Annotated in this window: 10 protein-coding genes; 2 read left to right on the top strand and 8 right to left on the bottom strand. The window is 72.5% G+C overall.

From position 1 onward, the window contains the following. Nucleotides 1-40: 40 nt before the first annotated feature. The 6 genes from fbaA to ACZ42A_RS36220 form a co-directional block, all read right to left on the bottom strand. Entirely contained in the window at nt 41-1,072 is a 1,032-nt protein-coding gene (gene fbaA, locus ACZ42A_RS36245) for a class II fructose-bisphosphate aldolase (RefSeq protein ID WP_468531608.1), read from the bottom strand. A gap of 145 nt (nt 1,073-1,217) precedes the next feature. Beyond that, on the bottom strand, nt 1,218-1,766 hold the full coding sequence (gene pyrE, locus ACZ42A_RS36240) for an orotate phosphoribosyltransferase (RefSeq protein ID WP_468531607.1): 549 nt from the start codon (nt 1,764-1,766) through the stop codon (nt 1,218-1,220). A 10-nt stretch (nt 1,767-1,776) separates the two neighbouring features. Beyond that, nucleotides 1,777-2,565 (bottom strand): aldose epimerase family protein, encoded by a 789-nt coding sequence (locus ACZ42A_RS36235; protein WP_468531606.1) that lies wholly within the window; start codon nt 2,563-2,565, stop codon nt 1,777-1,779. Nucleotides 2,566-2,611: 46 nt separating this feature from the next. Next, nucleotides 2,612-3,430 (bottom strand): SRPBCC domain-containing protein, encoded by an 819-nt coding sequence (locus ACZ42A_RS36230; RefSeq protein WP_468531605.1) that lies wholly within the window; start codon nt 3,428-3,430, stop codon nt 2,612-2,614. 83 nt (nt 3,431-3,513) lie between these two features. Next, nucleotides 3,514-5,103 carry a polyamine aminopropyltransferase gene (locus tag ACZ42A_RS36225; RefSeq protein ID WP_468531604.1) on the bottom strand — a complete coding sequence of 530 codons (1,590 nt, stop codon included), beginning with the start codon at nt 5,101-5,103 and terminating at the stop codon, nt 3,514-3,516. A gap of 90 nt (nt 5,104-5,193) precedes the next feature. Beyond that, nucleotides 5,194-5,712 (bottom strand): DUF2617 family protein, encoded by a 519-nt coding sequence (locus ACZ42A_RS36220; protein ID WP_468531603.1) that lies wholly within the window; start codon nt 5,710-5,712, stop codon nt 5,194-5,196. An 812-nt stretch (nt 5,713-6,524) separates the two neighbouring features. On the opposite strand from ACZ42A_RS36220, the gene ACZ42A_RS36215 reads away from it, so the two are divergent. After that, nucleotides 6,525-7,715: a pyridoxal phosphate-dependent aminotransferase gene (locus tag ACZ42A_RS36215; protein WP_468531602.1), complete on the top strand. Its 1,191-nt coding sequence runs from the start codon at nt 6,525-6,527 to the stop codon at nt 7,713-7,715. Between the two features lie 91 nt (nt 7,716-7,806). Here the strand turns inward: ACZ42A_RS36215 and ACZ42A_RS36210 are convergent, their stop codons facing one another. Beyond that, nucleotides 7,807-8,334, bottom strand: a complete 528-nt coding sequence (locus ACZ42A_RS36210) for a YbjN domain-containing protein (RefSeq protein ID WP_468531601.1) — start codon at nt 8,332-8,334, stop codon at nt 7,807-7,809. Between the two features lie 133 nt (nt 8,335-8,467). Then, nucleotides 8,468-11,083, bottom strand: a complete 2,616-nt coding sequence (gene clpB, locus ACZ42A_RS36205) for an ATP-dependent chaperone ClpB (RefSeq protein ID WP_468531600.1) — start codon at nt 11,081-11,083, stop codon at nt 8,468-8,470. Nucleotides 11,084-11,178: 95 nt separating this feature from the next. Between clpB and ACZ42A_RS36200 the strand changes: the two genes are divergently transcribed. Beyond that, a complete protein-coding gene (locus tag ACZ42A_RS36200) occupies nt 11,179-11,592 on the top strand; it encodes a pyridoxamine 5'-phosphate oxidase family protein (RefSeq protein WP_468531599.1) in 414 nt (137 codons plus the stop codon). Nucleotides 11,593-11,771: the final 179 nt, after the last annotated feature.

The raw sequence follows: 11,771 nt of genomic DNA, 5'->3' as shown, positions 1-11,771 counted from the left end.
GCCCGGTGCCGGGGCACCGGGCTCGACGCGTACGGCCGTACTACTTCAGCTTCGTGCCCGCGGAACGCAGGTTCTTGCAGGCCTCGACGACGCGCGTGGCCATGCCGGCCTCGGCCAGCTTGCCCCAGGTGCGCGGGTCGTAGGTCTTCTTGGAGCCGACCTCGCCGTCGACCTTCAGGACGCCGTCGTAGTTCTTGAACATGTGGTCGGCGACCGGACGCGTGAAGGCGTACTGGGTGTCCGTGTCGATGTTCATCTTGACCACGCCGTTCTCCAGCGCGGTCAGGATCTCCTGCTCGGTGGAGCCGGAGCCGCCGTGGAAGACGAAGTCGAACGGCTGGGAGCCGGCCGGCTTGCCGTACTTGGCGGCGACGCCCTCGTTCAGCTCCTTCAGCAGCTCGGGGCGGAGCACCACGTTGCCCGGCTTGTACACACCGTGCACGTTGCCGAAGGACGCGGCCAGCAGGTAGCGGCCCTTCTCGCCCAGGCCGAGGGCCTCGGCGGTGCGGATCGCGTCGTCGACGGTGGTGTACAGCTCGTCGTTGATCTCGTGCGAGACGCCGTCCTCCTCGCCGCCGGTGGGGGTGATCTCCACCTCGAGGATGATCTTGGCGGCGGCGGCGCGGGCCAGCAGCTCCTGGCCGATGGCCAGGTTGTCGGCCAGGGTCTCCGCGGAGCCGTCCCACATGTGGGACTGGAACAGCGGGTTCTCGCCGCGCGCGACACGCTCCTCGGAGATGGCCAGCAGCGGGCGGACGTACCCGTCGAGCTTGTCCTTCGGGCAGTGGTCGGTGTGCAGGGCGACCGTCACGTCGTACTTCTTGGCGACGATGTGCGCGAACTCGGCCAGGGCGACCGCGCCGGTGACCATGTCCTTGTTGTGCTGGCCGCCCAGGAACTCGGCGCCGCCCGTCGAGATCTGGATGATGCCGTCGCTCTCGGCCTCGGCGAAGCCGCGCAGCGCCGCGTGCAGGGTCTGCGACGAGGTGACGTTGATGGCCGGGTAGGCGAACTTGCCTGCCTTCGCCCGGTCGAGCATCTCGTTGTAGACCTCGGGGGTTGCGATGGGCATCTGTCCGCTCCTTGTATGTGCGGGTGGGCGTGTGGTGCGTTTACGGCCCTGACCTAGACCATGGGGGCGACGTCATCGTCGGCCCCATCTTCCCAGACTCGGCCGGAACGTCCACGGGGCCGTCCGAGCCGTGGTCAGTGCGGGGTCAGTCGAGACCGAGCTCGTCCTTGGCGTACGCGTACAGGTACGGCACCCCCGCGCCGTCCTGGATCTTCTCGGCGGCGCCGGTGGCCCGGTCGACGATCGTCGCGACGGCCACGACCTCGGCGCCCGCCTCGCGCACCGCCTCGACGGCGGCCAGCGGGGAGCCGCCGGTGGTGGAGGTGTCCTCGACGACCAGCACCCGGCGGCCGGCGATGTCCGGACCCTCCACGCGGCGCTGCAGCCCGTGCGCCTTCGCGGCCTTGCGCACGACGAAGGCGTCGAGCCGCTTCCCGCGCGCGGCGGCCGCGTGCAGCATGGCGGCGGCGACCGGGTCGGCGCCCATGGTGAGGCCGCCGACCGCGTCGAACTCGAGGTCGGCGGTCAGGTCGAGCAGCACCTGCCCGACCAGGGGTGCGGCCTCACCGTCGAGGGTGATGCGCCGCAGGTCGACGTAGTAGTCGGCCTCGAGACCCGACGACAGGGTCACCTTGCCGTGCACCACGGCCTTGTCCTTGATCTGCTGCAGCAGCGCCGCGCGTACGTCCGTCATGCCGAACAGCTTAGAGCCGTGTCCAGCTCCAGGTCGTCGTGGCCTCCAGCGGCTCCAGCGGGGTGACCAGGCGCGGCGCCGTATTCAGCCCGTTCGGCGGGCCGGTCTGCGGCTCGACGCACACGGCGGCCTCCTGCTCGTCGTAGACGACGACCCACTGCTCGGGACTGGTGACCTTCAGCCGCAGGACGCCGGGCCAGGTCAGCGTCACGTCGACACCGCCGGGCATGCCGAAGCAGTCGTCCCAGGGGCCGGGCTCCGGGTCGATCCGGTTGCCGGTCGGCAGGTGGTCGTCGCCGCGCTCCTCCTGCCAGGCGGCCTTGAAGTCGATCTCCACGCCGGCGCCGCCGAGGTTCCGGTTGAACCACGGGTGCCAGCCGATCTGCGCCGGGAAGGACGACTCGTACGTCTCGACGGACATGGTCAGCGTCAGCGCGTCCGGCGTCAGGGCGACCACCTGCGTGACCCGGCCGGAATAGGGCCAGGGCTCGGTCAGGTCGTACGTGAGGACCGCCTCGTCGGCGGTGACGCGGGCCACGTTCCAGGCGGCGTCGCGGGCGGTGCCGTGGATGGCGTGCGGGGCGGCGTTGAGCGGCATCTGGTGCTCGGCGGCGCCGTCGCGGAACCGGCCGTCGCGGATCCGGCCGCACCAGGGGACCATCGGGAAGCAGCCGAAGCGGTCCCCCTGCCGGAGCAGCTCGGTACCGCCGAGCCGCAGTCCCGCGACCCGGCCGCCGTTGCCGGGGGCCAGGGTCACCTCCGCGTCGCCCGCGGTCAGCGTGATGTCTTCGTTACTCACGGGACGACCCTACTGGGCTGATCAAGAGCGCGTCCGCGCCATCGGCTCACCGGCGTCTGCGCAGCGCCCGCCCCACCACGATCGCCGAGGCCACGACCAGCGCCGCGGCGGGCCCCGCCCAGCGCAGGGCGCCGCTGCGCACCACCGTCTGCGGCGCGGGCACGGGCGCGTACCGGCCGCGGGGCGGCGCGTGGTCGACCTCCTCGGCACTGCGCCCGATCATCGTGCGGCGCGCGTGCGCGGCCTCGGCGGGCGGCTCGGAGGACTCCCACGCGGCGGGGGCGGCCTCGTCGGCGTCCGGTTCGAGGGAGGAGGGCGGGACCTCGGCGTCGAAGACGGAGGCGCGCTCCGGGGTGTCGTCGGGTGCGGGTGGCCCCTGTGGGGCGTCCTCGCCGTCGGCCGCGGGCTCGGCGGCCTCCGGCTCGGCGGCCGCGGGCTCGGTCGACGCCTCCGCTCCCAGGTTCTCCGCGAAACGGTTCAGCAGTCGTGTCGTCGCGGAGTGCACCGCGTCCGCCGGAAGGTCGGCGATCCTGCCGTCCGCGGTGGCCGTGCCCTCGAAGGTGAGGGTGGCGCCGTCGTCCTCGGGGCGGAGGCGGAGGGTGAGGTCGAGTTTGACCGTGCCGGTGCCGCGGGTCTCGGTGCCGTCGCCGACGACGGCGTACGACCCGTCGTCCCGCGCGGAGACCTGGACGGCGCCCCGGTAGGTGATGGTGGTCCCGCCCGCCCGCAGCTTCAGCCGCCCGGCGACGGGCTCGGCGCCCGCCTCCTGCTGGAGCCCGGGAACCGCCCGGGCGACCCGCGCGGGGTCCGTGAGCGCCGCCTTCAGCCGGTCGGCCGGTACCGGTACGAACACCTCGTGCTCCATGTCGTCGGAGCCTACCCAGTGACGGCCCGGACACACCCGGTCCGGCAGCCGCCCGTCACCCGCCCGACGCGCCGGTCCCCCGGTCACCCCCGGTACCGCGGATGCACCAGCGTCGACGGCGGCAGGCCCGGAATCCGGCCGGCCGCCGCCTCGGCCCGCCCGGCGGCCAGCCGCCGCGGGGTGAGGGTGCGCGGGCGCGGGGCACCGGGGGCGGTGTCCAGCCGCAGCGGCGGACGGGCGTCGGGGGCGGCGAGGATCAGCCCCCGGTCGCGGGCGTCGAGGTAGGGGGTGGTGTGCAGGCCCGCGGCGTGCAGGGTGCTGTCGACCGTCCAGTAGACGCGGGGGCGGCCGGTCGCCGGGCCCGTGTGGACCACCAGGCGCCCGCCCGGGGCCAGCGCGCGGCGGGCCAGGCCGTAGAACTCCTGGGAGTACAGCTGGGGGCCGGCGGTGCGGCCGGGGCCCGGGAGGTCGACGATCACCACGTCGTACGCCGCGTGCGGCGCCCCGCGCAGCCAGCGGAACGCGTCCGCCGCCGTCACGCGCACGCGGGGGTCGTCGTAGGCATGGCCGTTGAGGGCGGACAGCGCCGGGTCCGACCCGGCGAGGCGCACCAGGCCCGCGTCGCGTTCCACCACCCGCACCCGCCGCACCCCGGAGAACAGCAGCACCTCCCGCGCGGCCAGCCCGTCGCCGCCGCCGAGGATCAGCACGCGCGCGTGCGGGCCGTTCATCGCGGGATGGACCAGTGCCTCGTGGTACCGGCGTTCGTCGCGGCCGCTGACCCGCAGCCGTCCGTCGAGGAACAGGTCGAGGGGGCGGCCCGGGGTGCCGCCGGTGAGGACGACCTCCTGGACCTCCGTGCGCACCGCCACCCGGACGTCCGCCCCGTAGACCGCCTTGCGCGCGGCCCGTTCGAAGTCCTCGACGAGGACGGCGGCCCCGGCGAGCACGGCGAGCACGGTGAGGTTGGCGGCCAGCAGGAGCAGCCGGGCGCGGCGGGTGAGGTCGCGGCCGAACAGGCCGAGCACCAGGGCGCCGCCCGCGACCACGTTGACCGCGCCGGTGAGCAGCGCGCCGGTCAACTGGCCCATGAGCGGCAGGAGCAGGAAGGGGAAGGCGAGGCCGCCGACCAGCGCGCCGACGTAGTCCGCGGCGAACAGGTCGGCCACCGCGCCGCCCGCGTCCTGGCGGCGGATGCGCTGGATCAGCTCCATCAGCAGCGGGATCTCGGCGCCGATCAGCAGTCCGATGAGGAGCGAGAAGGCGATCATCAGCGCCCGTGGCCCGGCGGCCCACACGCCGCCCCAGTCGCCGGTCCAGGCGAAGACGGCGTACAGGGCCATCGCGCTGCAGCCGCCGACCAGCGCGAGCGTCGCCTCGATCGCGCCGAACCCGACGGCGGCGCGGCGGCGCAGTCCCTTCGCGACCAGGGAACCGATGCCCATCGCGAAGACCATCACGGAGAGGACGACGGACGTCTGGGTGACCGAGTCGCCGGTCAAGTACGCGGCGAGGGCGACCAGTTCGAGTTCGTAGACGAGCCCGCAGGCCGCGCAGACGAACACGCCCGCGAGGACCAGGAACCGTCCGGTTCCCGGACGGACGGGCAGCCGCGCGGGACCGCGCCAGGACGGCGGGGCGCCGGGCCGCGCCGGCGCGTGCGGATCGATCACGACAGTGACGTTACGTCACGGGTGTGGCGCGCTTCGTCACCCACACGTGTGGATTCGGGTGGGGGAGATCGCCGCGGGTTTGAGCCGCCGTCAGGCGTTCACCGGTACCCGTGAGCCCACCCGGGTCCGCGTCGCCACCAACTGCCCGTCCTGCGGGTACGCGTGCCAGGTCCGCCAGTGCACGTGGCCCTCGTGGCGCTGCGCCAGCATGGCGGTGAAGGCGTGCGGACTGCCGGGGAAGACCCCGGCGAGGCCGTTGGGGTGGTCGGAGACGAGGGCGAGGAGTTCCTGGGCGCGCCCGGCGAAGGAACCGGGGGACAACACCTCGACGCGGGCGGCGAATTCGTACTCCCAGTCGCCCACCCGCTTGGCCACGCCGAGCGGCAGGGGGGTGCTGCTGCCGGGGATGCACGCCACCGTCTCCGAGCAGTTGACCCGCTCCTCCTCCAGGAGGACCTGGTGGGAGGCGCCGAGCAGCCGCAACTGGAGCTTGGCCCCGGCCAGTTCGAGGTCGAGGGTGGCGAGGGCGGGCAGCGGTTCACGGCCCAGGGCCCAGGCGAGGTCGGCCGCGCGCGTGTCGGTGTAGGAGGTGTTCAGGGTCGTGAGCATGGATCGGCTCCGCAAGCACGCAAAGGGAGTTCGACGCCGGGAGATCGGCCCGGTCAGCCCCAGTCAGGAAGGGTGTCCGCCAGGACGTCCGAGGGGCTGCGTTGGTGATGGAGAGGGAATCATGAACAGTGGGACCGCCACAGCGTTTTTACCCAACTTCATAGGATTTCCATCCCTCAGAGGGCTCCACAGCTCAACTGTTCAACCGGGGCGTACGCCTGTACGTCGACGGCGCACGCCGGAGCGGGGCGTGAACGGCAGGGCGCCCGCCGGTCTTGCCCGGCTGGCGCCCCGTGATGCGGTTCCCCCTGTCGGAGCTCGGCTGCCCCGTGTCAGCTGCCTCCACCGCATCCGCCGCCACCGCCGCCGCAGGACGAGGAGGATCCGCCTCCGCAGGACGACGAGCTGCTCCCGCACGAATGACCGCCGGAGCTGTGGCCCGAGGACCCCGAGTCCGAGGAGGACGAACCGCTGTCGCCCCCGCCGGACGCCGCTATCACCCACCAGCTGGAGTCACCGGCGGAGCTGGAGCTCGAGCTGGAGCTGGAGCTGGAGCTGCCGCCGGGCCCCCGGCGGCCCCCCGACCGCACCGGTCCCCGCGTGACGGTCCGGGCGCTGCGGGTCGCCAGCAGGCCCACCACGATGACTACGGCCACGACCGCAAGGATGATGCCGATGACCATGGCGTCACCCTCCTTTCCATTCCCCCGAAGCGGCCCCCCGTGGGCCCCTCGTGTGGTGCGTGACCGGGGGATGCCCGTCGCTCGCGACGGTCAAAGCAGAGTTGAGGAACTCCAGAGCTTCGGCGCAGGATGACCGGCATGACCTCCACCGAGCGCCCCTTCCTCAACCGCAGCCTCGCAGAGTTCGGCACGACGATCTTCGCCGAGATGTCGGCGCTGGCCGTGCGGACCGGGTCGATCAACCTGGGCCAGGGCTTCCCCGACACGGACGGCCCCGAGGAGATCCGGGAGGCGGCCGTACGGGCGCTGCGGGACGGGCGCGGCAACCAGTACCCGCCGGGGCCGGGCGTCCCCGAGCTGCGCACCGCGATCGCCGCCCACCAGCAGCGGCGCTACGGCCTGACGTACGACCCGGACACCGAGGTGCTGGTCACGGCGGGCGCCACGGAGGCGATCGCCGCGTCCCTGCTGGCCCTGCTGGAGCCCGGCGACGAGGTGGTCGCGCTGGAGCCGTACTACGACTCGTACGCGGCCTGCATCGCGATGGCGGGCGGACGGCGGGTGCCGGTGACGCTGCGGCCGGACGGCGACGCGTTCCGGCTCGACCTGGACGAGCTGCGCGCCGCGGTCACCGACCGCACCCGGCTGCTGCTGATCAACACCCCGCACAACCCGACCGGCACCGTGCTGACCCGCGCGGAGCTGGCCGCGATCGCCGAGCTGGCGGTGGAGCGGGACCTGCTGGTGGTGACCGACGAGGTGTACGAGCACCTGGTCTTCGACGACGCCGAGCACCTGCCGCCGGCGACCTTCCCCGGGATGCGGGAGCGGACGATCACGATCGGCAGCGCGGGCAAGAGCTTCTCGTTCACCGGCTGGAAGGTCGGCTGGGTCACCGCGCCGTCCGCGCTGGTCACGGCCGTACGGTCGGCGAAGCAGTTCCTGACCTATGTGGCGTCCGGGCCGTTCCAGTACGCGGTGGCCGAGGCGCTGGCGCTGCCCGAGTCGTACTTCGCCGCCTTCCGCGCGGACATGCGCGCCAAGCGGGACCTGCTCGCGGCCGGGCTGGCGGAGGCGGGCTTCGGTGTCTTCCGCACCTCGGGCACCTACTTCATCACCACCGACATCCGGCCCCTCGGCGAGCGCGACGGCTTCGCCTTCTGCCGCTCGCTGCCCGAGCGGGCGGGCGTGGTGGCCATCCCGAACGCGGTCTTCTACGACCACCGGGAGGAGGGGGCGCCGTTCGTGCGGTTCGCCTTCTGCAAGCGGACCGGGGTGCTGGAGGAGGCGGTACGGCGGCTGAAGTCGCTCGCCGGCTGAGCCGTGTCCACGGCGTTTTCCTCAGGCTGTGGACAAACGAACGGGCGGGCGGCCGCGTGCCGCCCGCCCGTCCACAGAGCGCAAGCCGTGACTACTCCTCGTCCTCGGGCTTGTCCGCGTCGTTGATCTCCTGCTCCAGGCCGAGCTGCTCGACCAGCCAGCGGTCGAACTCGATGGCCGCGCGCACCCAGCTGACCGTCGACGAGACGAAGAACTCCAGGTTGACCCCGGGGCCGATCAGCATCTGCGCCTCGCCGATGAGGCGGACGGTGCCGTCGTCGTGGGTGTGCGTGTAGACCTTCGGCCACAGGGTGCGGCGGTTCCAGTCGTCGATCGACTCCAGCAGCTGGGGCTTCTCGTCGATCTGGTGGGGGCGGTCGTAGAAAGTCCGCACCGAGAAGACCTGCTGGTCGCCCTCGCCACGGAACATGAAGTACGTACGGAACTGCTCCCACGGCGCCGCGAGGTCGCCCTCTTCGTCGACGACGTACTTCAGCTCCATCTGGTCCAGGAGCTGCTTCACAAGGTCCTGATTCGGGACGACGGGGCCCGCCGGTCCTTGGGGCTGCGGCTGGGGCTGGCCCCCGAAGTTCGGAATCGAGGACGGGTCGATGCTCACCGTGAATTTCCCTTCGTACGGATTCCGCCATCCTCCCCCATGCGGGGCGGGGCGTGGCAAGCCCTCACCCCGCCGGTCGGGGGACGGACGACATGATCCGGCCGGTCGGGTCCCGGCGAAGGGCCGAAACGCGTCAGAGCGTCTTGCCCAGGTCCGCCGGTTCCGGCGTCGCCGGGCCCACGATCAGACCGTCGCCGAAGGTGTCCACGCGGACCGCGTCGCCGTCCTTGATCTCGCCGGAGAGGATCTCCTTGGCGAGCCGGTCGCCGATGGCGGTCTGGACGAGGCGGCGCAGCGGGCGGGCGCCGTAGGCCGGGTCCATGCCCTCGTCGGCGAGCCAGGCCAGGGCCTCCGGGGTGATCTCGAGGGCGAGCCGGCGTTCGGCGAGCCGCTTGGCCAGGCGGTCGATCTGGAGCCGGGCGATCCGGGCCAGCTCGTCCTTGGTCAGGGCGGAGAAGACCACCAGGTCGTCCAGGCGGTTCAGGAACTCCGGCTTGAAGGAGGCCCGGACCACCTCCAGGACCTGCTCCTTCTTCTCCGTCTCGCTGGTGAGCGGGTCGACCAGGAACTGGCTGCCCAGGTTGGAGGTCAGCACCAGGATGGTGTTGCGGAAGTCGACCGTGCGGCCCTGGCCGTCCGTCAGCCGGCCGTCGTCCAGCACCTGGAGCAGGATGTCGAAGACCTCGGGGTGGGCCTTCTCCACCTCGTCCAGCAGGATGACGCTGTACGGGCGGCGGCGGACCGCCTCGGTCAGCTGGCCGCCCTCCTCGTAGCCGACGTATCCGGGCGGCGCGCCGACCAGCCGGGCCACGCTGTGCTTCTCGCTGTACTCCGACATGTCGATGCGGACCATGGCCCGCTCGTCGTCGAAGAGGAAGTCCGCGAGGGCCTTGGCCAGCTCCGTCTTGCCCACGCCCGTCGGGCCGAGGAAGAGGAAGGAGCCGGTGGGGCGGTCGGGGTCGGCGATACCGGCGCGCGAGCGCCGTACCGCGTCCGACACCGCCTGCACGGCCTCCTTCTGGCCGATCAGGCGCTTGCCGATCTCCTCCTCCATGCGCAGCAGCTTCTGCGTCTCGCCCTCCAGCAGGCGGCCCGCCGGGATGCCGGTCCAGGAGGCGACGACGTCCGCGATGTCGTCGGAGCCGACCTCCTCCTTGACCATGGTGTTCTTCGCGGCCTCCTCCTCGGCCCGCGAGGCGGCCTCCAGGTCGCGCTCCAGGGCCGGGATCTCGCCGTAGAGGAGCTTGGAGGCGGTGTCGAAGTCGCCGTCGCGCTGGGCGCGTTCGGCCTGGCCGCGCAGCTCGTCCAGCTTCTCCTTCAGCTCGCCGACCCGGTTGAGGGACTGCTTCTCCTTCTCCCAGCGGGCGGTGAGGCCGCGCAGCTCCTCCTCCTTGTCGGCGAGGTCGCGGCGCAGCTTCTCCAGGCGTTCCCGGGAGGCGGCGTCGGTCTCCTTGTCGAGGGCGAGTTCCTCCATGCGCAGCCGGTCGACGGCGCGCTGGAGTTCGTCGATCTCGACCGGGGAGGAGTCGATCTCCATACGCAGCCGGGACGCGGCCTCGTCGACCAGGTCGATCGCCTTGTCCGGCAGGAAGCGGGAGGTGATGTACCGGTCGGAGAGGGTGGCGGCGGCGACCAGCGCGCTGTCCGCGATCTGCACCTTGTGGTGGGCCTCGTAGCGGCCCTTCAGACCGCGCAGGATCGCGATCGTGTCCTCGACGGACGGCTCCGCGACCAGCACCTGCTGGAAGCGGCGCTCCAGCGCGGGGTCCTTCTCGATCCGCTCGCGGTACTCGTCGAGGGTCGTCGCGCCGACCATGCGCAGCTCACCGCGGGCGAGCATCGGCTTGAGCATGTTGCCCGCGTCCATGGCGGAGTCGCCGCCGGCGCCCGCGCCGACGACGGTGTGCAGCTCGTCGATGAAGGTGATGATCTGGCCGTCGGAGTCCTTGATCTCGGCCAGCACCGTCTTCAGGCGCTCCTCGAACTCGCCCCGGTACTTGGCGCCCGCGACCATCGCGCCGAGGTCCAGCGCGACCAGCCGCTTGTCCTTCAGCGACTCGGGCACGTCACCCTTCACGATCCGCTGGGCGAGCCCTTCGACGACGGCGGTCTTGCCGACGCCGGGCTCGCCGATGAGGACCGGGTTGTTCTTGGTACGGCGGGACAGCACCTGCACCACGCGCCGGATCTCGGTGTCCCGGCCGATGACCGGGTCGAGCTTGCCCTCGCGGGCGGCGGCGGTGAAGTCGGTGCCGAACTTCTCCAGGGCCTTGTACTGCCCCTCGGGGTCCGGGGTGGTCACCCGGCGTCCGCCGCGGGCCTTGCGGAAGGCCTCCTGGAGCTTTTCGGCGCTCGCGCCCTGCCGGCCGAGCAGCTCGGCGACCTGGCCGCCCTTGGCGGCGAGACCGAGCAGCAGGTGCTCGGTGGACAGATACTCGTCGCCGAGGTCGCGGGCCCGCGCCTGGGCGTCCGCGATGACGGCGAGCAGCTCCCGGTTGGGCTGGGGCGGCGCGACGGTGGACCCGGTCACGCTGGGCAGCCCGGCGAGGATCTTCTCGGCACCGGCGCGCACGGCCGCCAGGTCGGCCTCGACGGCGACGAGCAGGTCGGTGATGTTCTCGTTGTCCTGCCCCTGGAGCAGAGCCAGGAGCAGGTGAGCCGGGGTGAGGTCCGGGTGTCCCTCGGTCACGGCCCGGTTGCTGGCCGCGTTGATCGCGTCCCGGCTCCGGTTGGTCAGCTCGGCGTCCACGTTCGCGTTCTCCTCCTGGCCTCGTCAGTCGTCGTTCATACTGACGTCAGCAACGTACACAAAGTTGAGTCTATTCCACTCAAGGCTGGTTGACCATGGCCACACACTCCGTGGATCCGGGTGCCCCGGACCCGTCGTACCTCAGCTTCTGGCGGGAGCGGCACCTGTGCACACTTACCACCCCGCGCCCGGACGGCAGCCCGCATGTGGTGCCGGTGGGGGTGACCTACGACCCCGAGGCACGGCTCGCCCGGGTGATCACGAACAAGGGCAGCACGAAAGTGCGGAACATACTGGCGGCCGGGCCGGACGGGGCGCGGGTGGCCGTCTGCCAGGTGGACGGCCGGCGATGGGCGACGCTGGAGGGCCGGGCCGTCGTGCGCACCGAGCCGGAGCGGGTGGCGGAGGCGGTACGGCGGTACGCCGTGCGCTACGAGCGGACGCCGGGCCCGAACCCGGACCGGGTGGTCATCGAGATCGAGCTGACCGGGGCCATGGGCACCATCTGAGCAAGACCACAGGTTTCAGCCAACCGCCGATCTGGCCGAAACCCGTACATACCACCGGAAACGGCAGCGGGGGGGGGGGGGGGGGGGGGGGGGGGGGGGGGGGGGGGGGGGGGGGGGGGGGGGGGGGGGTGGGGCGGGGGGGGGGGGGGGGGGAGGGGAGGGGGGGGGGGAGGGGGGGT

It is taken from the genome of Streptomyces sp. NPDC030838, from assembly GCF_055572035.1.
This window is presented reverse-complemented; position numbering and strand designations above follow the sequence as displayed.